The sequence below is a fragment of the Psychrobacter sp. SHUES1 genome (genome assembly GCF_001652315.1).
Lineage (GTDB): Bacteria > Pseudomonadota > Gammaproteobacteria > Pseudomonadales > Moraxellaceae > Psychrobacter > Psychrobacter faecalis.
The window spans coordinates 1-21,201 of record NZ_LXWA01000067.1 but is presented as its reverse complement, the minus strand read 5'-3'; the positions used below and the strand labels follow the sequence as shown (position 1 = coordinate 21,201).

Annotated in this window: 20 protein-coding genes and 2 tRNA genes; 11 read left to right on the top strand and 11 right to left on the bottom strand. The window is 44.3% G+C overall.

All coding sequences use genetic code 11. The features are described from left to right. Positions 1 to 351: 351 nt before the first annotated feature. From rpsI to mrdA, 4 genes are all read right to left on the bottom strand, one after another. Entirely contained in the window at positions 352 to 738 is a 387-nt protein-coding gene (gene rpsI / locus A7325_RS09440) for a 30S ribosomal protein S9 (RefSeq protein WP_068407462.1), read from the bottom strand. Between the two features lie 10 nt (positions 739 to 748). Further along, complete coding sequence (gene rplM / locus A7325_RS09435; RefSeq protein WP_068407459.1) at positions 749 to 1,177, bottom strand: 50S ribosomal protein L13; 429 nt, start codon at positions 1,175 to 1,177, stop codon at positions 749 to 751. 211 nt (positions 1,178 to 1,388) lie between these two features. Then, on the bottom strand, positions 1,389 to 2,075 hold the full coding sequence (rsmD, locus tag A7325_RS09430) for a 16S rRNA (guanine(966)-N(2))-methyltransferase RsmD (protein WP_068407456.1): 687 nt from the start codon (positions 2,073 to 2,075) through the stop codon (positions 1,389 to 1,391). Positions 2,076 to 2,125: 50 nt separating this feature from the next. Further along, on the bottom strand, positions 2,126 to 4,108 hold the full coding sequence (gene mrdA / locus A7325_RS09425) for a penicillin-binding protein 2 (protein WP_068407453.1): 1,983 nt from the start codon (positions 4,106 to 4,108) through the stop codon (positions 2,126 to 2,128). Positions 4,109 to 4,700: 592 nt separating this feature from the next. On the opposite strand from mrdA, the gene A7325_RS09420 reads away from it, so the two are divergent. From A7325_RS09420 to adk, 6 genes are all read left to right on the top strand, one after another. Next, the gene (locus A7325_RS09420) at positions 4,701 to 6,035 is read left to right on the top strand and encodes a hypothetical protein (RefSeq protein WP_068407450.1); all 1,335 of its coding nucleotides are present in this window, start codon (positions 4,701 to 4,703) and stop codon (positions 6,033 to 6,035) included. Positions 6,036 to 6,284: 249 nt separating this feature from the next. After that, positions 6,285 to 8,294, top strand: coding sequence for a heme lyase CcmF/NrfE family subunit (locus A7325_RS09415; protein WP_068407448.1), 2,010 nt, complete (start codon positions 6,285 to 6,287; stop codon positions 8,292 to 8,294). Position 8,295: 1 nt separating this feature from the next. After that, complete coding sequence (locus A7325_RS09410) at positions 8,296 to 8,964, top strand: DsbE family thiol:disulfide interchange protein (RefSeq protein ID WP_068407445.1); 669 nt, start codon at positions 8,296 to 8,298, stop codon at positions 8,962 to 8,964. Between the two features lie 104 nt (positions 8,965 to 9,068). Next, positions 9,069 to 9,599: a cytochrome c-type biogenesis protein gene (locus tag A7325_RS09405; protein WP_369811321.1), complete on the top strand. Its 531-nt coding sequence runs from the start codon at positions 9,069 to 9,071 to the stop codon at positions 9,597 to 9,599. Beyond that, entirely contained in the window at positions 9,596 to 10,876 is a 1,281-nt protein-coding gene (gene ccmI, locus A7325_RS09400) for a c-type cytochrome biogenesis protein CcmI (protein WP_068407443.1), read from the top strand. The genes A7325_RS09405 and ccmI overlap by 4 nt, the downstream gene beginning before the upstream one ends. Before the next feature lie 228 nt (positions 10,877 to 11,104). Further along, positions 11,105 to 11,761 (top strand): adenylate kinase, encoded by a 657-nt coding sequence (adk, locus tag A7325_RS09395; RefSeq protein WP_068407441.1) that lies wholly within the window; start codon positions 11,105 to 11,107, stop codon positions 11,759 to 11,761. A gap of 207 nt (positions 11,762 to 11,968) precedes the next feature. Here adk and secB read toward each other — a convergent pair whose 3' ends face one another. The 4 genes from secB to rsgA form a co-directional block, all read right to left on the bottom strand. Next, entirely contained in the window at positions 11,969 to 12,421 is a 453-nt protein-coding gene (gene secB / locus A7325_RS09390) for a protein-export chaperone SecB (protein WP_068407439.1), read from the bottom strand. Between the two features lie 204 nt (positions 12,422 to 12,625). Continuing rightward, entirely contained in the window at positions 12,626 to 12,889 is a 264-nt protein-coding gene (gene grxC / locus A7325_RS09385; RefSeq protein ID WP_068407436.1) for a glutaredoxin 3, read from the bottom strand. Between the two features lie 293 nt (positions 12,890 to 13,182). Further along, complete coding sequence (locus A7325_RS09380) at positions 13,183 to 13,638, bottom strand: rhodanese-like domain-containing protein (RefSeq protein ID WP_068407433.1); 456 nt, start codon at positions 13,636 to 13,638, stop codon at positions 13,183 to 13,185. A gap of 164 nt (positions 13,639 to 13,802) precedes the next feature. Beyond that, positions 13,803 to 14,906: a ribosome small subunit-dependent GTPase A gene (gene rsgA, locus A7325_RS09375; protein ID WP_068407430.1), complete on the bottom strand. Its 1,104-nt coding sequence runs from the start codon at positions 14,904 to 14,906 to the stop codon at positions 13,803 to 13,805. Positions 14,907 to 15,133: 227 nt separating this feature from the next. On the opposite strand from rsgA, the gene orn reads away from it, so the two are divergent. Continuing rightward, positions 15,134 to 15,721, top strand: a complete 588-nt coding sequence (orn, locus tag A7325_RS09370) for an oligoribonuclease (protein WP_068407427.1) — start codon at positions 15,134 to 15,136, stop codon at positions 15,719 to 15,721. A 174-nt stretch (positions 15,722 to 15,895) separates the two neighbouring features. Here the strand turns inward: orn and A7325_RS09365 are convergent, their stop codons facing one another. Further along, the gene (locus tag A7325_RS09365) at positions 15,896 to 16,375 is read right to left on the bottom strand and encodes a hemerythrin domain-containing protein (protein ID WP_068407424.1); all 480 of its coding nucleotides are present in this window, start codon (positions 16,373 to 16,375) and stop codon (positions 15,896 to 15,898) included. Between the two features lie 60 nt (positions 16,376 to 16,435). Between A7325_RS09365 and A7325_RS09360 the strand changes: the two genes are divergently transcribed. After that, positions 16,436 to 16,873: a CopD family protein gene (locus A7325_RS09360; RefSeq protein ID WP_068407421.1), complete on the top strand. Its 438-nt coding sequence runs from the start codon at positions 16,436 to 16,438 to the stop codon at positions 16,871 to 16,873. A 146-nt stretch (positions 16,874 to 17,019) separates the two neighbouring features. On the opposite strand, the gene A7325_RS09355 is transcribed toward A7325_RS09360, so the two are convergent. Together A7325_RS09355 and A7325_RS09350 are read right to left on the bottom strand one after the other, a co-directional pair. After that, positions 17,020 to 17,096: transfer RNA gene (locus A7325_RS09355), tRNA-Asp, on the bottom strand. 51 nt (positions 17,097 to 17,147) lie between these two features. Further along, positions 17,148 to 17,223: transfer RNA gene (locus A7325_RS09350), tRNA-Val, on the bottom strand. A gap of 305 nt (positions 17,224 to 17,528) precedes the next feature. Here A7325_RS09350 and A7325_RS09345 point away from each other — a divergent pair. The 3 genes from A7325_RS09345 to A7325_RS09335 all read left to right on the top strand — a co-directional run. Then, entirely contained in the window at positions 17,529 to 19,181 is a 1,653-nt protein-coding gene (locus A7325_RS09345; protein WP_156508529.1) for a cardiolipin synthase, read from the top strand. A 114-nt stretch (positions 19,182 to 19,295) separates the two neighbouring features. Beyond that, complete coding sequence (locus A7325_RS09340; RefSeq protein ID WP_068407418.1) at positions 19,296 to 20,774, top strand: tetratricopeptide repeat protein; 1,479 nt, start codon at positions 19,296 to 19,298, stop codon at positions 20,772 to 20,774. A 203-nt stretch (positions 20,775 to 20,977) separates the two neighbouring features. After that, positions 20,978 to 21,201 (top strand): helix-turn-helix domain-containing protein (locus A7325_RS09335; RefSeq protein WP_156508528.1); only part of this gene is annotated, 224 nt, incomplete at its 3' end.

The following is a 21,201-nucleotide window of genomic DNA, read 5'->3' as shown; positions in this document are numbered from 1 at the left end:
ATTTAATAAACTAACGACAACGAGAGCTAAGGACTTTAAACTATTAGGCATTTAAACAATATAGTCAAAATATCCTAAAAACACTACGGTACTGCTGATATCAATTTTTTGTAGCCTCTGTCTGCGCAGGCACAGCAAGCAAGAAAAATGGATATCAGCAGTGCGTGATGTATCGATATTACTTTTCACTCACTATAGAGTTAAAACAGCAGCGCTAAAAAATAGCCATAAAAAAACCTTATAAACTGAGACCAGCTTATAAGGTTTTGCAAATCTACTCTTTTGCTTAATACTGCTGCAGCGACTCTGAGAAAAAGAAGGCAGTCGTAAAAAGAGAAGAGATAGCTTTGATTAACGTTTTGAGAATTGTGGACGTTTACGTGCTTTACGTAGACCCAATTTCTTACGTTCAACTTGACGTGAGTCACGAGTAACAAAGCCAGCTGCTTTTAGAGCAGGTTTGTTGGCTTCGTCAAGCTCAATCAATGCACGCGTGATGCCGTGACGGATTGCGCCCGCTTGACCACTGATACCGCCACCTTTTACAGTGATGTATAGGTCATAAGCAGTAGGTGATTCAAGTAGTTCTAAAGGCTGACGAACAACCATGCGCGATGTTTCGCGGCTGAAGTACTCATCAAGTGGTTTGCCGTTAACAACGATGCTACCAGTACCTTTCGCTAAAAAGACACGAGCGGTAGAAGTTTTGCGACGACCAGTTCCGTAATTGCGTTCCATAAGTATATCCTTAGATGTCTAGTTCTTTAGGTTGCTGAGCTTCATGTGGATGTTCTGTACCCGCATATAGTTTCAGCTTTTTGATCATCGCGTAGCCAAGAGGACCTTTTGGAAGCATACCCTTAACCGCTTTATGTAGAACATCTTCAGGCTTATGTGCAATCAGCTTGGTGAAGTTGGTTTCTTTAATACCACCTGGGTAACCACTGTGACGATAGTACTTTTTGTCTTGCGCTTTTTTGCCCGTTACCGCGATTTTTTCTGCGTTGATAACAACGATAAAATCACCAGTATCTACGTGCGGCGTGTAACAAGTCTTGTGCTTGCCACGTAAGCGACTAGCGATTTCAGTAGCTAAGCGACCAAGGGTTTTGCCGTCAGCATCTACGACATACCAGTCATGGGTCACTTCAGCTGGTTTTGCACTAAGTGTTTTCATGATAAAACCTTAAAATTAGAATTCGTTGAGAGTTTAGCTGGGAACGGGGCTCTCAAAAAACAGACTGCACATTATAAGCAGTAGCGCCTACGCTTGCAAGCTGCATTGGGGTTTATTTTCGCCTTATATACATTAAACTGCAGCGTTGGCCAGTTTTTTAGCGGTTTTAAACATTTTCAAAATTTGTTAATGGCTTTTATTAACCTGACAATTATGACGCTGAAAGCTGATAAAGTCCAGCGACAACTTGCCCAACTTTGGTCTGTTTTAAGCATTCAAAACGTATTAGGCTTTGCGCTATATCTGCTAGCGGCTCAGCGCTTTCGTTAATACTTGCTACCAATTGGTCCAGTTGCAGGGTTAAATCTTTATCCGCCTCTAAATAAATCAGCGTTTCTGTGTTGATTAAAGACTGTTTAATAAGTGCTGTCAAAATCGGCTGCCATAAATCTTGCGCATACGGCGGGTCGATAAAGACGATATCAAAATGCCGCTGTATCGTTTGGTTTTGCGTCAGTACCTGCTCGGCGGTGCCTTGAATAATCTGATAGTTACTGGCATCTAAGCGTAATTGCTCGGCGCTTTGGCGCAGCATAGTGACTTGCGCTGAACTTACTTCAATAAAGGTTGTATGAGCCGCGCCACGTGATAAGGCTTCAAAGCCTAAAACGCCGCTACCAGCGCAGCTATCAAGTACTTTGGCGTCATGAATATCGGCAATCAACCAATTAAACAAGGTCTCGCGCAGGCGGTCAGGAGTCGGGCGCAAACCTTCGGCATCGATAAAGCTGACGATACGGCGTTTATACTGCCCGCCGATGATACGTACGTCTCCCGCTACTGCGTTTTTTGCTTTATGATTTTTCTTTTGTTCGCGACCATTTGAGAGTTTCTTCATAGTGTCTCTTATCTACAGCTTTTTATTCGGTGCATTTCGTTTTATATATTTTATTCAGATGTAGCTGCGTTCTCGGCACCTTGCGCCTCGGCTTTTTCCGCTAGCGCTTGCTCTTTATCACGTAAGGCGTCGCGCATGGCCTTTTCAAAAGCCTTTTGGCGTTTGATGGCCCTTAGTTCATCGGCGGTTGGCGGCAAAATAGGGTCGGTTTTACGCTGCAGCATCCAATAATCAAATAAGGCGCGACCAATAGGCGCTGCAACGGCACTACCGCCGCCGCCATTTTCGACCAGTACTGAAAGGGCGATTTCTGGCTCTTCTACAGGCGCGAAACCATTAAACCAAGCATGATCCCAGTGACGTTTATCGAGTGCCGCTTTATTATAGCTTTTACCTTGAGCGATAGATTTGACCTGCGCCGTTCCGGTTTTACCAGCGATGCGATAGCGCGGTGTATAAATGCCACGCGCTGTACCTGCCTTAACCGTTTGTTCCATCGCATCGTGCATACGCGTCCAATCTGACGGTTTACCATTGTAGTCAATTTTGCCATCAGGCTTGCTAATCACGTTAACGGCCGCCGCGCCATCGCTGCTTTTTAATAAATGCGGGGTGATGTGATAACCCTTGTTGGCGGTCATGGCGGTGGCATTGGCAATCTGTAATGGCGTGGCTAAAAAATACCCTTGGCCGATACTGACAGAGATGGTTTCACCTGGTAACCAACCTTTATCATAGGTGTCTTTTTTCCATTTTGGTGACGGCATAACGCCTGATTTTTCATTGGGTAAGTCAATACCGGTCTGCTCACCAAAACCAAAGCGCACCATCCAGTCATGAAGGCGCTGAATCCCCATCTCATACGCCAACTTATAATAATAGGTATCTACCGACATCATGATGGATTTCTTTAAATCTACCGTGCCGTGACCACCGCGTTTCCAGTCGCGAAAACGATGCGAATCGCCGGGTAGACTGAAATAACCCGGGTCATAAATGGTCGTTTCCCAATCTCGTAGGCCGTAATGAATACCGCCCAAACCCTCAAAAGGTTTAATGGTTGAGCCGGGCGGATACGTCCCTTGTAGCGCGCGGTTATAAAGGGGTTGATCGACATCATCACGCAGAGCGCCGTAGTCCTTAAAAGAGATACCCGAAATAAAAGGATTGGGATCGTAGCTTGGGTTACTAACAAAAGCCAAAACATCGCCGTTTTTTGGGTCGATAGCGACGATCGCGCCGCGGCGACCATCAAGCTGCTGCTGCGCAATGGTTTGCAAGCCATAATCTAGACTAAGCGTGATGTCATTGCCCGCAATGGGCGCTTTGGTATCAAGTTGACGTAGAATATTGCCATGAGCATCGGTCTCTACTGACTGATAACCGGGCTGTCCGAGCAAGATATCTTCATAAAAATCTTCAATACCAATTTTACCAATAAGATCAGTACCTGCGTAGCGATCCTTATTAATTTGCTTGGATTCTTTATCGTTAATACGTCCGACATAGCCAATCACATGGGCAAATAGCTCATCGTAAGGGTACGAGCGCGTGAGTTTACTCTGAATACTGATGCCACGAAAAAAAGGCTGACGTTCACTAAACTGCGCCAATTGCGCTTCGGTCAAATCAATTTTGATTGTCACTGGGTCATTTTTGGTTTTGCTAACGCGGGCCAAAATATCGGTAATGTCTTTTTCGGTAAGATCAAAAATGGGCGCGAGCAGATTTAGCGTGCGCTCTGGATCTTCGACTTCGTCAGGGCTGAGCATAGCGGTAAATACGGGCTGATTGTCAGCGAGAATCACACCGTTACGGTCGTAAATATAACCGCGACTGGGCGGCGCAGAGATGAGCTTGATGCGATTGTTATCGGCTTGGGTAGTGTACTTATCATGAGCATACACTTGCAGATAACCGTACCGCGCGATCAAACCCAACAAGCCCACAAACATAAACAGTCCAAGGATAATAATGCGGCTGGTAAAAATACGATTGACCTGTTCAGTATCGGACGCGAGCGGTTTGTTCATATAAAGTCAGTACCCAGACGATCAGTAAAACGGTCGTTGATAAAGTGATGGTTGATTAAGCACAGATAAATAAAGCCAAGAAAGATACAGTCATTTTTTTGTTTATCTAAAGCGGGGTGAGCATAAAGGATAAGACAAAGTATTTCAATAACATAGCGCGATGATTTATCAATAAAAAGGTCAAATAATTTACTTACCGTCTTCAGCTAGCCAGTAGCATTAAGCAACCGCAAATTATAACAGAACAAACACTTGCGCGCAGTAGGCAGTCGTCTATTTTGTGAGGATCGTTATTGCCATGATCGACAGTGTTCTTTAGCCATTTTTAACATCATTAAATGATAGTAAAGGTTTAGGGTGGTGAGTAGGGCGCAAAACGTGTCATCGCTAGTCACAACTTGCCAAGGCTTGATATGTGCTAATAAATAGCAAGTATGCTAAAATCAGGCGATTTATTTTAGCCACTTATCGCATCTATAGCGTTATTTAATTTAGTGGTTATTGAGGATAGAGCGTTTTTATTGAGCGTTCTTAATCGACTAAGGATATTTGCTTAACAACGACCATCATCACCTCAAGGATAATTAGAGTCATGGATGCAAATTCATTGTGGCAGACGATAGCGGAACACCCCGAGTTTTTTGCTATGTTGACCATTCCACCAGTGACTGCATTTGTCACTTGGATACACGTGTGGATGGCACTCAAGATGCTATTTTATCCGATTAAATTTTGGGGTATTCGGATTCCAAACTTTCCATTCTTTGGTTTGCCGGGATTGGGTTGGCAAGGGATTGTGCCACGTAAGGCAGGCAAGATATCGGGCGTGATTGTTGATCAGACGCTCTCAAAGCTGGGTTCGCTCGATGAGTTTTTTCAGGCGATGGAGCCAGAACAGATGGCGGTATTTATCACCGATACGGTCGATGAAAACCTTGAGAGTTTGATTGATGAGATTATGCTTGACCATTCGCCAGCGCTGTGGGGCAATCTGCCTTATGCGTTAAAGCGCCGCGTCTATGCCCAAGCGCATCAAGAGTTGCCAAATATCATGCAATCCTTGGTGACCGATTTGACCTATCACGTCGAAGATTTGGTCGATATGCGCAAAATGATTGTCAATAAAATGGAAAGTGACCGGCGTTTGATGGTCAATATGTTTTTAAAAGTTGGGCAAAAAGAGATTGATTTTATCTGGCATATCAGTGCTTTGATTGGCCTTGTATTCGGTATTATCCAAATGTTTATATTTTTGGTGGTACCGCAGCATTGGACGGTACCGTTTTTTGCCGCTATTTGGGGATTTTTGACCAACTGGATTGCGATTTGGATGGTGTTTAACCCAGTTGAGCCACGTTTTATTCCGTATGTGAAGTTTTTTGTGCTACAAAGCCGTTTCCCATTTATTAAGCCGCAACTGCCGCATATCGCGCAGTACCGTTTCCAAGGCGGTTTTATGAAGCGCCAAGAGGAAGTGTCTGAGGTTTTTGCTGAGATTGTGGTCAAAGATTTGGTCACTTTAGAAAACATCATGAATGAGATGATGTATGGTGACCGCGCCGCCGAAACGCGTGAGTTGATGAAATCGCATTTGTATAAAGTGTTAGAATCGCCGGTCATTAGTACCACATTGCGGGTTGGACTGGGTCGCCGCGAGTTTGGGCAATTGAAAAATACCATTATCGACAAATCCATCGTCGCGACTATGGTGCCACTGCGAGACCCTGAACTTAATGAAAGCCGTGCCAGTAAAATATTTGGGCTATTTCGCGATCGTATTCGCGCGCTATCCCCTGATGAGTTTCAAAACCTATTGCGTCCCGCTTTTCGCGAAGATGAGATGACGCTGATTATACTCGGCGGTTTGACAGGTTTCTTGGCAGGTTGGTTGCATCTGGTCTTGGTGTTTTTCCCTGCCATGCAGTGAGAAAGGGTTTTTATGTTCTTTACACATATCGCCTACAGAGTGGATACAGAAACGTGACAAGTTGACGCTAATGTACCATGCTGTAAGTCTTCTAAGCTACAATGGCTGATAGCTACAGATGCAGAAAAAAGCATGACAATGACGGCGTAATGTCTAAAAGTAACGACTATTGACTATTCTCAGACGCATTAAAAATACTGCTTTCTAAAATAAACAATGACCGTATTAAGGTAAACAAGGTTAGACCGTATGTTAATCACAGAATTGGGTTATTTTGCCTTGCTGGCCGCCTTTGTATTGGCGATTTTGCAGGTGGTATTACCAACCATGGGTGTCATGAACGACCACGTTGCCTGGCAGCGCCTTGCTCCGAGTTTAGCGTGGGCGCAGTTTGCGGCCATGATTGTCTCGTTTGGGTCATTGATGGCAGGCTTTTATTTTAATGATTTTAGCTTGGTTTATGTCACCCAGCACTCTAATACCTTGTTACCTTGGTATTATAAATTGTCGGCGACGTGGGGCGGACATGAAGGTTCGCTGCTACTATGGATGACCATTATGGCCACTTGGTGTGCGCTGGTCTCCTACTTTAGCCGTGGCTTACCATTGACCATGCGCGCCCGCGTACTGGTAATATTGGCTGGCGTGCAAGTGATGATGCTGGCGATGTTAATCTTTACCTCATCACCGTTTGATCGCACTTTACCAAATTTACCCGTCGATGGCGCCGATTTAAACCCTCTGCTACAGGATTTTGGTTTGGTTATCCACCCGCCGATGCTGTATATGGGCTATGTGGGTATGGCTGTGCCATTTGCATTTTGTATGGCAGCATTATGGGAAGGACGTTTGGACGCTGTCTGGACCCGCTGGTCGCGTCCATGGGCACTGGCTGCATGGGGCTTTTTGACCGTTGGTATCGCACTTGGTTCTTGGTGGGCTTATTATGAGCTTGGCTGGGGCGGTTGGTGGTTTTGGGATCCAGTAGAGAACGCCTCATTGATGCCTTGGTTAGCTGGCTTAGCTTTACTGCATTCATTAGCCGTGACCGAAAAGCGCGGGGTCTTTAAAGCGTGGACCATTATGCTGGCCATTTTTGCTTTTGCCTTGAGTCTTTTGGGCACCTTCCTTGTGCGCTCAGGCGTCATTACTTCGGTGCATTCGTTCGCTGCCGACCCAACGCGCGGTCTGGTTATTTTAGTCATTCTGGGTATTATCGTCGGTGGCGGGCTGTTGATGTTTGCCGTACGCGGTTGGCGTCTGACGGTTGAAAGTCAGTATCAGCTGATATCGCGTGAATCATTTTTAGTCATTAATAACGTGATTATTTTAATCTCAACCTTAGTCGTACTGCTTGGTACGCTATATCCTATCATCGCTGACTCCTTTAATTTAGGTCAGGTCTCTGTTGGTCCTCCGTACTTTAATGCGCTATTTCTACCTTTGGCTTGGCTGTTATTAGTAGCGATGGGCATGGGTTCTAATATTCGCTGGAAAAAAGACAGCCGTCCGCTCTTAGGCGCCGGTATGGTCATTGCGGTCAGCAGTTTATTATTAGCAGCGATTATTGCCTACTTTGTTAGCCCGTCTGATATGTTAAATATTGGCGTGACGCTGGCGGTTAGCTTTTGGGTTTTACTTTGGATGGCAGTCGATTTTAAAGACAAAACCAAAAACGCCCCAAGTTTCTTTAAAGGACTACGTCAGCTACGTTTGAGCTACTGGGGGCAGCAAACTGCTCATATTGGCGTAATCGTCGCCGTCATCGGGGTGGCGTTTACCAGCACCTTGAGTGTCGAGCGCGATGTGGCATTGGGTGAAAATGAAACTGTGCACGTACAAGGCTACGACTTTGAGGTCAAAGATTTTCATGAAGTCAGGGGCAGCAATTTTGATGGTATGCAAGCACAGGTTGAGGTGACCAAAGAAGGTCGCGCGGTGACAACTTTGTATCCGGAAAAACGTACTTATATTATTAGTGGTATGCCAATGACCGAGGCGGCAATTGATGCCAGTCTCATGCGTGATGTCTATGTAGCGCTGGGCGAGCCTATCGCAGAAGACAGTAATAAGTGGGCGGTACGTATTTATGTCAAGCCGCTGGTGCGCTGGATATGGCTTGGGGCGATTATCATGGCCTTAGGCGGTCTGCTAAGTATGCTCGATAGCCGTTATCGTTTTAAAAAGGCTAAGGCATCAACGCAAACGGCAGCCAACAAAGCAGGATTTATTACCGAAGCTCACGTAGGGGAGAAGTAACATGAGTCAGTCAAATAATTCTTCCCAAAAAGCGCCTGACAATAAAGGTGATGCAAACCACAAAACGACCAAGACCATGAAAAAAAGCCAAATAAAGATATGGTTTTTGATTCCGCTGATTGTGTTTGTTGGTTTTATTATTATGCTGTACCTGCGTTTGGGTCAGCCGACGGATATCGTCACCAATACTGCGCTTGAGCGGCCGGTACCGTCATTTGAGTTGCCATTATTGTCCGATACTAGCCGTATGATGACCAATGACAATTTGCCCGAACAACCATTTTTGATGAATATTTGGGGCTCGTGGTGTCCAACTTGTATCATTGAGCATCCTTTTTTAATGCAATTAGAGGAACGCGGGGTCAATTTGGTTGGCGTTAATTACAAAGATGACATCGGTGATGCGCTAGGATATTTAAATCGTGGCGGCGATCCATTCTCCATGTCTATTCAGGATTTATCTGGGCAATTTGCTTTAGATTTAGGCTTAACTGGCGCGCCTGAAACCTTTGTGGTTGATGGGCAAGGTATTATTCGTCAGCATATTGTTGGTGAGATTAATGAAAGCAACTGGCAAAGCCGCATCATGCCCTGTCTGATGGTGCTCAATGAAGCGGATAAGAAAAATGTCAGTCCCGATTCTAGTCAGGTTCAGGAGGTGTGTAAATGAACGCCATACCTTTAACAGTGATGTCATCAAAAAGCACGTCATCAAAAAGCCTGTCAGCACAAAGCATAAAACCAGCAAATTTTATAATAAAGTTAGCCGGCTTAATGCTTGCGTGCTTGCTTAGTTTTATCCTCAGTTTCAGTGCGCATGCTGCCATTGACGTTTATGACTTCGATTCGCCGCAGCAAGAAGCGCAGTATCGCGGACTTATCGAGGAGCTGCGTTGCCCCAAATGCCAAAACCAAAATTTGGCAGGTTCTGATGCGCCCATCGCACAAGATTTAAAGCAAAAAACGTACGACATGATCAAAGAGGGTCGTAGTGATGCTGAGATACGCGCTTATATGCAAGAGCGTTATGGCGACTTTATTACTTACAAGCCGCCTGTGCGCCCATCGACTTGGATACTGTGGTTTTTTCCGCCATTATTATTGATTGTGCTAATCATTGGCTGGTTTTGGCAAAGTAAACGTAGCCAGCGCGTGGCGCGCGGTGAAAGTGCGATTAATATAGACAGCGCCGCAGCGTTATCGGCGGCAGAAAAAGCGGAGCTTGATCGTTTATTGTCGCGTAGCAATAGCAATAGCAATGCTAAAAGCGAAGCTGTTATCACCAGTACAGAGGACAAAAAATGACCCTATCTTCTACTTTTGGCTTATTTATTGCCCTAAGCTTATTTATTGCGCTGCTACTGGCCGTTATCGCTATCATGCCATGGCTACGCGCCTCACGCTTGCGCGACAAGCCCGTTGACAACCAACTGCTAGACATCAACGTTGCCGTATTCCGTGAGCGTCTAACAGAGCTGCAAACCGATAAAGACAGCGGCACCATCGATGACGTCCATTACCGCAATCAAAAGCTCGAGCTTGAGCGCCAATTACTGGACGCGCAGCGCACAGTCACGCCCATGGTAGCGCCAAGTTACAAAAGTCGTTTGATTATCATGATATGGGTGCCGGTATTGGCAGGATTGGCTTATTTTTTAATCAGTGACCGTACGTCAGTATTTGACTTATGGGTGGCTGAAGATAAAGTCGGACAAGTGGCAGATGACTTATTGACTGGTAAAATCGATCAGCCGCCTGCTTGGGCGATTGAAGACGGTACGCAGCTTATCAGTGCCATGCAGACCAACGTCTATCGTCATGCTGATGATCCTGATCGCTGGATGCGTCTGTCTGAGCTGTTTTTATCATTAGAAGCAACCGACTCAGCGCTTGAAGCCTTATCGCGTGCTTATCGTTTGTCGCCAGGCAATGAAGAGATCGCCACCACTTATGCGCAAATCAGCTTTTTTGCCAATAAAGGCCAGCTCGATGCCAATAGCCGCCGCGTCTTACAAGACGTACTGGCAAAAAATCCACAGCATGAAGGCGCCCAAATGCTGATGGCAATGGGTGAGGCGCGTGGCAATAACTTTGAGCAAGCACAAGGATGGATTAAGCGTTTGCGCGCCAGTATTGCCGCCAAACCGGGCGACCATAGCCAAGCGCTGGCAAGCCTTGATGAATTGAGCGCCAATGTCAGCGCTCAGCAGCAGCAGGCATCTGAGGGCGTTGAGGTTACGGTCTCTATTAATGCAAGTTTGCTACCATTAGTAAAAGCAGACGATGTGTTATTTGTCGCTATTCGTGATGTCAAAGGTGGGCCACCGTTCGCTGCCAAGCGTTTACCGATTAGCGTCATTAAACAGGGAGAGGCGACTATTAGCCTAAGTGATTTAGACGCCATGATGCCTGAACGTACGCTTGCGTCTGCTCGAGGCGATAAAGTCCAGCTTGCTGTCATTGCGCGTATTAGCCATAGCGGCACCGCCGATGCTGAATCCGGTGATTTAACCGGTAATCCTGTTGTCATTAGCGCTGACCAAAATCAGGTCAATGTGGCGATTAATCAACAAGTTCCTTGATAGATATATTGTAAAAATTGAATACTTAGTAAATGTGCGCCGTCATACTTTTGGCGGCGCACAACCCGCACAATCTTATCTGATGAACAGATAAGTCATCGTAACTTGCCGCATCAAGACTAAAAATACTTGAGCTTTTGAAAGCCACAAGGTAAGGTAAGCTCTGCAACCCACCAATCCCTAAGTTTTATTAGTCCCAAAATCCTATCTATTAAGGAGAGTCGTATAATGATGCGTATTATTTTGCTAGGTCCACCAGGCGCCGGTAAAGGTACCCAAGCCCAGTTCATCTCTAAAGAGTATGATATCCCGCAAATCTCAACAGGTGATATGCTACGTGCCGCCATCAAAGAAGGTACTGAACTTGGCAAACAAGCAAAAGATGTGATGAACGCTGGTGGTTTGGTTTCTGATGATCTTATCATTAACCTCGTGCAAGAACGCATCGCCAAGCCTGATTGTGTCAACGGCTGTATTTTAGATGGTTTTCCGCGTACCATTCCACAAGCCCAAGCGCTTGCTGATGCCAACGTAGCGATTGACCATGTGATTGAAATCAGCGTGCCTGATGATGAAATCGTTAAGCGCCTATCAGGCCGTCGTCAGCATGCTGGTTCTGGTCGTGTTTATCATATCGACCACAATCCACCTAAGGTCGAAGGTATCGATGATGTGACGGGCGAGCCGTTGATTCAACGCGAGGACGATAAAGAAGCGACCATTCGTGATCGTTTAGCGACCTATCAACAGCAGACCTCTGCTTTGGTTGGTTACTATCAAGAAAAAGCAGCTGAGGGCGGCGATGCTCCTAAATATGACAAATTCGATGGCACCCAAGGCATTGATGATGTTAAGCAGCAAATATTATCGGCACTAAAAGGCTAAAGTTTTTTAAACGTCGCCGATAGACGTGTTGATTAACCGTTATATTCAAAACCCTGCCGCTTGTTATTAATAGCAGCAGGGTTTTTTAGTGCGTAAAAGCAAATACTAAAAAACGTCCATAAAAAAGCCGCTTACTTAAATTCAGTAAACGGCTTTTAGATACTATTGTTTAAATGCAGCTTAGCTCATACTTTAGCAGATTAAAACTTACGCGTTACCTTGGGCATCAACTTGCGCTTGCTGCTGGCTTTGCGCGTATGCTTGGTCAAAGTTGACTGGTGCAAGCAATAACTGCGGGAAGCTACCACGCGTAACGATGTCGCTAATCACTTCGCGTGCATATGGGAACAATACATTCGGGCAATAAGCACCCAAGATTTGACCGATTTGGTCTTCTGGAATGTCTTTTAATAAGAAAATGCCCGCTTGATGCACTTCGGCGATAAATGCCGCTTCTTCAGCGTTTTTGGCGTTGACACTGACCGTCAATACTACTTGATAATGATCGTCATCAAGCTTTTCAGCGTTGCTTGATAGATTGATATCAAGCTCAGGGTTCCATTCTTTAGTAAATACAGCGGCGCCTGGGACTTCAAGTGACATGTCTTTTACATAAATGCGTTCTAGTGCCAATTGTGGTTGTGCTTGTTCTTCAGCCATGGTCATTCCTCTAAAAGTTAATCAAATAATGGGGCAGATTGTCATTGTAACAACATATCATTGTAATATAAATGCAGACTAAGGTTTGAGATTTATCTCAAGGTCTTTTACGCAGTTTTTTTAAATGTTTTTTATCACAACGCTTTATTCTTAACGCTGTCTATTTTTACACAATAAAAATAGACAGAAAAGGACAATAGCAAATTAACCGGCTAATAGCTCGTCAAGCTTGCCTTGTTGGTTCATTTGGTTAAGCTCGTCAAAACCACCGACAAAGGTATCACCGATGAAAATTTGCGGCACAGTGCGATAGTTATTGGTCTTTTGCATCAAAGCTTGGCGCTCTTCGCGGCTGATGTCATGCATGCCGATTTCTTCGTAATCAACGCCTTTAGATTGTAATAATTGCTTAGCGTTTGAGCAGTATGGGCACATTGGAGTGGTATAAACTTGCACAGAAACAGTCATGGTCATTCCTTATTTATAAATTTATGGGGGAGCAATTTTGTTATAAGTAATAGGATAAATAGTAAGATAAAAAAATTATAGGGTAGTCATTAATATAATCCGTTATCAATACGTAAATAACCCCTATATTTGCTGCTGCTCCGTATAAAATGGGGATGGCTATGGCAAATTCAAGCAGTGTTGGTTAAAAAGTGCTGACGGTAGCATAGTTAGCGTATAAAAAAAGACACCTGATAAAGAGGTGTCTTTTTAATTGGTACTGCTGGTCAATAAGACCAGCTATTAATATTGTCTTACTTATGCAAACTTGGCTTGGCTTTGCCTTTGTTTTTAGACTTAGTATCTTTTAACCCAACCAATGGCATACCAGCGCCTTGCCAGCCGCCGATACCGCCCTCTAGGCGATAGACATTGTCTTTGCCAATCATTTGGACAGCAGCACCTGCTTGGATACCCATATCACAGACGATGATGACTGGCTGCTCAATCGCACGAATTTCCTCAATGCGGTCTTTGAGTTCAGTAAAAGGTATGTTGCGGCTGCCTTGGATATAACCAGTTTCAAATTTCTTTTTGGCGCGAATATCGATCAGCTGCGCATTTTGCGAGTTGACCATCATACCCAAGGTGTTGGGCGATATTTTTCTGCCACTACGTTTGTTTTCAATAGCAAAAAACAGCACGGCAAGCACGGCTAATATACCAAATAAAAACGGGTGGTTGCCCACAAATTCCAGCGCACGATCCAAACCATACCTCCAAAAATATAAGTGTTCGGTCAAACTGAGATAACAGCCCAACGATGGTGAACAAGGCGCTATTATACCGATAAGGTCATCTATAGTAAACGGGCGATGGCTTCGTCGTTACTTTATCTCGTCGTTCCTTTATCAGTAACCTTTAGACATATCTGCTAATAAGGCTTAGTATCCGCCTCTTCTGTTAGCGTGACAAGGTTTTCGACCCGGCGCTGCAACACTTCGCCGTCCGCAACCGCTTGCCACAAGGCACAGCCTTTACTGTTATGGGTATGGCGACAATCGCGGAACTGGCAATCACCTGCCAGTGGCGCAAGCTCGATAAAGCCTGAGATAATATCATCAGGCGTTAAATGCCAAATACCGTACTCACGAATACCAGGGGTGTCGACAATGCCGCCTTGGGTTAAGTCATCTGGATTAAATGGTAATAAGCGACTGGTGGTGGTGGTATGTTGACCGAGCTTTGAGTTTTCAGAGATAATATTGACGCTTTGTGCTGATTCAGGTAATAAGGCATTAATTAAGCTGCTTTTACCGACGCCTGACTGACCAGCAAAAATAACCAGTTTTTTATCGATATAGCGCTTTAGCTCATCAAGCCCTTTTTGCTCGTCACTATCAGCGATGTTTTCAGGGCATGCAACCGAGGTCAGTACGCTCTCGTAACCAAGCGCCGCGTATTGTGCCAATAATTCACTGGTATCGACGCCGTTTTCTTGCGCCAGTAGATCAGCTTTATTAAGTACCAATAGTGGCTTTACGCCCGCATGATGACAAACGACCAAATAGCGATCAATCAATGTCGGCGCAGCGGCAGGCAAGGGTGCAAATACAATGGCCAAAATATCAACATTGGCGGCGACAGGTTTGAGCTTATGATAACGGTCAGGACGCGAAACGAGCGAGGTGCGGGGCTTGACGGATTCGATACGTCCAAAGCCGGTATTAGGGTCTGCAGTCCAGCGTACTTGGTCGCCCGCTGCTAGCATGGGCAGATTGGTACGCACATGACAGCGCCAAATATCGCCTAACGTTAATTCCTGCCAAAACGGCTCAGGATCATCAGGCGCAATCTCCGGCTGCACAGGAATTACTGCCGGCAAGCTGGTCACTTGTACTTCTAGCTGCTTACCATAATGCGCCATGACCACGCCATCCATCAAACTGTCATCGATGCTGTCTTGGCTATCAAGCTGTTGTTTGTCGATGCGACGAATCTGTTGTTTAGTCAGTTTGCGTTGCCGGATTAATGCCATGGGTTGTGACCTATTAGAAAAATATTGCTAAGTGTAGCGTGAAAATTTGCTAACATACAGCCTAAAGCGCCGCTAGCAGATAGTGGTTTTGTAATGTTTTCGTTTTATTAGGCATTATAGCCAACCAAGTGCAAAGCATATGATTTTAGCCTGACCATTTAGAGTCAGTTTAATTGATTAACAAGGCTCACAAGTTGTGCCAAAGTTTATTGACCATAGGATATTTTATGAGTACCGACGACCATCCCAATAAAATTAAAATCAAAAACCAAGGTAAAAAAGGGTTGGTGTGGATTGACCTAGAAATGACCGGACTTGATACCTTAAATGATGAGATTATCGAGATTGCGACCGTAGTGACCGATGAGGATTTAAACGTCCTTGCCGAAGGACCTGTTTTCGCAATCAAGGTATCCGATCAAGTGTTAAATAAAATGGATGACTGGAATACCAAGCAGCATGGCCAGTCAGGCTTGGTCGACCGCGTGCGCCGTAGTACCGTGACCTTAGCAGAAGCAGAAGCGGAAACCATTAAGTTTTTGAATAAATGGGTCGATAGTGGCAAGTCGCCGATGTGTGGTAACTCAATCTGCCAAGATCGCCGCTTTTTAGCCCGCCAAATGCCCGAGCTTGAGCGCTTCTTCCATTATCGCAACCTTGATGTGTCGTCGATTAAAGAGCTGTGTTTCCGCTGGCGTCCAGATATTTTAAGGAACTTTGAAAAAGGCGGCAGCCATTTAGCCTTAGATGATATTCGCGATTCTATTCGCGAACTAAAACATTATCGTCAGCATTTCTTTAAGTTGATGCCTTAACGTCATGTTTAAAGATTGGTGCCTTAAAAATCAATCTTTAGAAATAACCATTTAAGAACAAGTAAAAAGCCCGTTAACGAAACGAAAGCCGAAATATGGCTCGTTTCTTTGCGGGCTTTTTGTTTCAATGATACTTTGAATGAAAGCTTATTGGGATAATCCTTTAAGAGTATATTAGCGACTCTCATCAGGTCGCTTAATGCTATCAGGGCTGGCTTCATAAACCGCATCTAATTCTGCTTCCGACAAATATTTTTCTACCGTCGGGTATAACTCGCGCTCTTCAAAGCGAATATGGTCGTATAATAGGGTGCCAAGCTCATGAACTTGTGCCACGCTGACCTCTTTATTGCCAGATTTTTGCGATTGTTCGACCATATTTATCAGTTGATGTAATTGCTTATGCTGTCCATCAAGGGTATTGAGTACTGACGCCACATCGGATTCAGTAGCGCGGTACGGCTCTAGCGCATTAGCAATTAAATTGTCTTCAATTTGGAAGTGATAAGCCATATCGTTAATATAAGAGGTGAGATTGTCCCAATGTTTGGCAATTTCTTTGGGTTCATCCAAGCTTTCTTTGGCATGGCGAGACAGATTAAGCCCAAGATGGTGTTGGCGTGACAGCGGCTGCAATTGATTGGCGCGTTTCATAATTAAATACCTTAATGCTTCGAGAAGTCATGATTGATTAATTATTTGGAGTAATACTCTATGTTCAACTATCTTTTAATTTTGCATTTACTCGGGGCTGCAATTTGGACAGGTGGTCATTTAATACTAGCATTAGTGGTGTTGCCAAAAGTGCTATCTTCACGTAATTTAGACGCATTGTTACAATTTGAGGGGCAGTTTGAAAAAATTGGTATGCCGGCATTAGCCATTCAAATCATCACTGGATTATGGATGGTATATAAGATATTACCTAACATAGAGATGTGGTTTGCCTTTGATAATGACATCAGTGTCTTGATTGGTATAAAGCTGAGTTTGTTATTACTGACGGCACTAGTCGCGATGCATGCGCGCTTTTGGGTCATACCACGCTTATCCGCTAATAATTTGAATGGGTTTGCCATCAATATTATTCTGGTGACGTTATTTTCAGTGGCGTTCGTCGTGGTTGGTACGCTGTTCCGTACGGGATTTTAAAGAGAAGTTTTTAGATAAAATGATATAGGCTAAGTAGCAATTAATAGCTAATACAAATCAACAAACACAAAAAAACCTCAAGTAAATGAATACTTGAGGTTGAAACTTTGTACTTAATAATGCAATTAAAAACCAAGTTTTAAATATGGCGCAGCGGACGGGACTCGAACCCGCGACCCCCGGCGTGACAGGCCGGTATTCTAACCAACTGAACTACCGCTGCTTAGGTCGTCTTTAGCATTTCGTCTTCTAAAAGACCCACTCGCTAAATGAGTGGTGGGTGATGACGGATTCGAACCGCCGACATTCTGCGTGTAAGGCAGACGCTCTACCAACTGAGCTAATCACCCTTGCTGTGGGTGTGTATTATATACATTTACACATGGCTGTCAAATATTATTTTAAGTATTTTTAAAATTATGGCTAATAAACTTACTTACCGCTCAAACTAAGCCGTATGTAAGGTGATGATAGACTATATAGCCGCTATATTGCTGGCTATTGCGTGCTTGCTAAAAGTCACTATACTGATAAGGCTTTTTGCATCTAACGAACAAGACGTCTACTTATAGGGCGTCTACTTAATAAAACAGCGGACTAATAACTAATAACCAATAACTAATAAATAGATGAATGATTTGAGTGATATAGGGTCATGGAGGTGAGCATAGATAATTTTAATATAGAAGCTCTGTCTATTGAAGACTACTTTACGACATGGTCGGTAGGAGACTTTGCGGGATTGGGTTTGGTATTACACGTAATTTTGATGATCGTCATGACCCTGCGTATCGTCTCGGTACAGCGCAATATCGGGGTATCGATTGCTTGGGTTGCCGTGCTTTATACTTTGCCTTTGGTTGGTTTTATCGCTTATATCTTATTGGGTGAGCCGATGATTGGGCGACGTTATCGTGCGCGCATGAATCAGGCGCGGCTACTGATGAATGATATGGCAAAACGTGAGAAGCTCGTGTTTGATGAAGGTCAAGAGCTGCTACCCGATAATTATCGCGGTGTCAGTAAAATCGGTACACGCTGGACAGGGTTTGGGGTGTTTCCTAATCATCAAATGCAATTATTGACCACGCCGAATGCTATCTTTGGGCGCTTGATTGAAGATATTAATGCCGCTCAGCGCATTATTCTGATGGAGTTTTATATTATTTATCCAAAAGGTCAGATACTCGACGTCATGGACGCGTTGATGGCAGCGGTACAGCGCGGCGTCGAGTGTCATATTTTGGCGGATAGTGTGGGCAGTTTTAGCTTTTTTAATAGCAAACAGCATCGGTTGTTAGAAGAGGCTGGGGTTTTTGTACACCAGTCGCTACCGGTTGGTTTGTTTAAGACGCTATTTAAACGCTCAGATTTACGTAATCATCGCAAGATTATCGTCATTGACGAACATATAGGCTATATCGGTAGCTTTAACTTGGTAGATCCAAAGTTTTTTAAACAAAATAAAAATGTCGGTCAATGGATTGATGTGGCGATACGCAGCGTCAGTCAACAACCGATAAATATTGCCACAGCGATGGCAAAAGTAGTGGTCACCGATATTGGCGCGGAAAATAAAGACAATCTCGATGCGCTCAATCACCGCGTGAATAATTATACGCGTAAGCTTTATGTCATGAATCCGACCATCAATGATATCAATAGCCGCGTTAAAGTGTTAGACGAGATTAGCGATACAGATGAGCTACCCGAGATTGGGTCGACATCGATTGTGATACCGCGTATGCCAGTCGTTGAGAATGTGTTAGCGCAGCTGATACCTTCGGCGCCGCAAGTGACGGCACACGTGATTTATAATACCTTGGTGACGGTGATTCATCGCGCCAATAAACGCATTCGCATTACTACGCCGTATTTTGTCCCCGATGAAGCCTTGTCAGGGGCGTTGACTACGGCGGCTAAACGTGGGGTTGAGGTGACGATTATTGTGCCCGAAAAGGTAGATTCATTTTTGGTGCAGCATGCCTCGCAAGCGTACTATCAAGAGCTACTCGAAGCCGGGGTGACCATTGCTTTATTTAAAGGTGGACTGCTGCATGCTAAAACCGTGGTTATTGACGATGATTACTGCCTGTTTGGCACAGTGAATATCGATATGCGCAGTTTTTATTTAAATATGGAGGTCAGCTTAGCGATTTATACGCCAGAAATGGTCGCTCAGGTTGCGGATTGCCAAGAGGTTTACTTGCAAAGTTGTCGGTTTTTAAGTTTAGAAGAATGGCAAGAGCGCCACGGAGCAGAGCGCTTATTTGATAATGTGGTGCGCTTATTTAGTCCTTTATTGTAGCGCTTTTGATTTTAGGTTAAGGTAAACTACTTATTTTTATTACCATCTTATTTTTATTATGATTTGAAATGTTGGTTTTCAAAACGCTCAATTTTTAAAGGATAGGCTCGCCTTATGTCTGCATCGCCCTTAACACCGCTTGATTACATCGCAGCAGGCTATTGGCAAGATTTCTTAGCTAGCCGTTTTGTCGCTGGCGGCATGGCTTATGAAGCGGAATTGCATCGATGCACACTCGATGAATCGCTGGCAAGTTTACAGCGCGTAGATACTTTGCTGTCGCAGATACGCCGCGACATGGTTAAGTCGGGCAGCTGGGATGAAGCGGCGCTGTTAGCAGATGAGCGCTATCGTAATTTTATGGTATTTTTGGCATTTTATGCCGGGCGAGTATTGGCACAGCAATGGCACAATACGCCGCATTGGTTCGGTGAGTTTGAGCTACGTAAGCGTTATCCTGCTCTGCCGCTGCTGACCGATGATTTTTATCAGCATATGGCCGTGGTTTATCGCGATGATAGTGAGGTTAATAATCAGTTTAATACGACTGACTCGCTATTTTTTGCTTTAGAGCCGATAGGACTGCGGCTGTTTGGTCATATTGATAGAGCGTTTCAAGCAGTGCAAGGCGGTCAGGTGGCAAGTGGGCTATACCAAGCAGTAACTGCAAGGCTACCAAACGCCATTGATAATAGTCATACATTACCCGTAGACAGCGCACCACCTGCTGATAAAAACGTGAATGAAGTAGGTGTGACGCAGCATAGCAGACAAGATATTCAGACATATACTGTTAATAATGATTCTGATAACGGGCTGCAATCAACACCTGAACCTGTTAAAGCAGATACTGTATTAGCAAAGCCTAATTTATCGACCGCTTCACTAGAAAGCTCCACTGTACAAACTATAACGGCAGAAACTGCGTCAGTAGTATCTTCACAAGCAGCGTTAAAAGAAGTTGCAGTAAAAACAACAGTAAAACTCGCGCCAACTCCAGAGATTTTTACTCAATTGCTTATAGAGCTTGAAGAAATAGACGTCGCCCAAAGCGCTGGCAAGACAGAATATGAGCAAGCTCGTAAAGTCTTGGATCAATTTGAGCAGCATATTGCTAAGCAAGAGAAACCGCGCGCGCAAGTTATATTTTCAGCAAAACATTTGGCAGCAAAGCAGCAAGCCCTGTTAAAACTGCAAGACGCGGCCCATGCAGGTAATAGCGCGGCGATGCTACGTTTGGCGATGTATGAGCTACTTGGCGAAGGAATATATACGGATAAAGTGGCTGGTATGGAAGTAGGCGTAGAATGGGTGAAGCAAGCTGCGAGCAAAAACGACAGCCGTGCCCAGCGCCTATTAAGTAAGCTCTACTATCAAGGATTTGGCGTGCCGCAAGATATGACCAATGGCAAATATTGGCTTGAGCAAGCGGCCGAAAACGGTCATGCAGAAGCGGCCAGTTTGGTCAGTCAATGGCAGCAAGCGCAGGCGTTGATTAGCACACAAAAGCAAGAGCAGCATAGTCTTAAACGTTATCAGTTATTGTTTGCGGTAATCATCGTTATTGCTATATTAATATTCATTATTGTCTAGCCGTTTATGTCAAATTCTGGTTTTAAATTTTCGTTTCTAATAGCGAGTGCTTTAAAACTATCAAACCGCGAAAGAGGACTCCATCCGACATTAGGGTGGAGGTGAATTTCGCCTCATTGTTACTGTTTATTTACAAATCCTGACCGTGAATTTGGTATGCTTATTAAGCATTATTATATTAATAAACTCGCCAAGACTATTCCATGAAAATCAATAAAGCATATAAATTTAGGCTTGAGCCTAATGCAGAGCAACAGATTATTCTAAATAGTCTTGTCGGCTCTGCACGTTTTGTTTGGAATCAAATACTAGCGATCTCATTTGAGATGTTTGCCAAAAATGAATTTATTAATGCCACCAACTTGGTTAATAAAATCATGGATCTAAAGAACAATCCTGATTTTGACTTCTTAAGAACCCATGCCAA

What these genes read in the sequence shown, in the direction of transcription:
- rpsI (WP_068407462.1), bottom strand. Translation starts at nt 738, where the DNA reads ATGGAACGCAATTACGGAACTGGTCGTCGCAAAACTTCTACCGCTCGT.
- rplM (WP_068407459.1), bottom strand. Translation starts at nt 1,177, where the DNA reads ATGAAAACACTTAGTGCAAAACCAGCTGAAGTGACCCATGACTGGTAT.
- rsmD (WP_068407456.1), bottom strand. Translation starts at nt 2,075, where the DNA reads ATGAAGAAACTCTCAAATGGTCGCGAACAAAAGAAAAATCATAAAGCA.
- mrdA (WP_068407453.1), bottom strand. Translation starts at nt 4,108, where the DNA reads ATGAACAAACCGCTCGCGTCCGATACTGAACAGGTCAATCGTATTTTT.
- A7325_RS09420 (WP_068407450.1), top strand. Translation starts at nt 4,701, where the DNA reads ATGGATGCAAATTCATTGTGGCAGACGATAGCGGAACACCCCGAGTTT.
- A7325_RS09415 (WP_068407448.1), top strand. Translation starts at nt 6,285, where the DNA reads ATGTTAATCACAGAATTGGGTTATTTTGCCTTGCTGGCCGCCTTTGTA.
- A7325_RS09410 (WP_068407445.1), top strand. Translation starts at nt 8,296, where the DNA reads ATGAGTCAGTCAAATAATTCTTCCCAAAAAGCGCCTGACAATAAAGGT.
- A7325_RS09405 (WP_369811321.1), top strand. Translation starts at nt 9,069, where the DNA reads ATGCTTGCGTGCTTGCTTAGTTTTATCCTCAGTTTCAGTGCGCATGCT.
- ccmI (WP_068407443.1), top strand. Translation starts at nt 9,596, where the DNA reads ATGACCCTATCTTCTACTTTTGGCTTATTTATTGCCCTAAGCTTATTT.
- adk (WP_068407441.1), top strand. Translation starts at nt 11,105, where the DNA reads ATGATGCGTATTATTTTGCTAGGTCCACCAGGCGCCGGTAAAGGTACC.
- secB (WP_068407439.1), bottom strand. Translation starts at nt 12,421, where the DNA reads ATGGCTGAAGAACAAGCACAACCACAATTGGCACTAGAACGCATTTAT.
- grxC (WP_068407436.1), bottom strand. Translation starts at nt 12,889, where the DNA reads ATGACTGTTTCTGTGCAAGTTTATACCACTCCAATGTGCCCATACTGC.
- rsgA (WP_068407430.1), bottom strand. Translation starts at nt 14,906, where the DNA reads ATGGCATTAATCCGGCAACGCAAACTGACTAAACAACAGATTCGTCGC.
- orn (WP_068407427.1), top strand. Translation starts at nt 15,134, where the DNA reads ATGAGTACCGACGACCATCCCAATAAAATTAAAATCAAAAACCAAGGT.
- A7325_RS09365 (WP_068407424.1), bottom strand. Translation starts at nt 16,375, where the DNA reads ATGAAACGCGCCAATCAATTGCAGCCGCTGTCACGCCAACACCATCTT.
- A7325_RS09360 (WP_068407421.1), top strand. Translation starts at nt 16,436, where the DNA reads ATGTTCAACTATCTTTTAATTTTGCATTTACTCGGGGCTGCAATTTGG.
- A7325_RS09345 (WP_156508529.1), top strand. Translation starts at nt 17,529, where the DNA reads ATGGAGGTGAGCATAGATAATTTTAATATAGAAGCTCTGTCTATTGAA.
- A7325_RS09340 (WP_068407418.1), top strand. Translation starts at nt 19,296, where the DNA reads ATGTCTGCATCGCCCTTAACACCGCTTGATTACATCGCAGCAGGCTAT.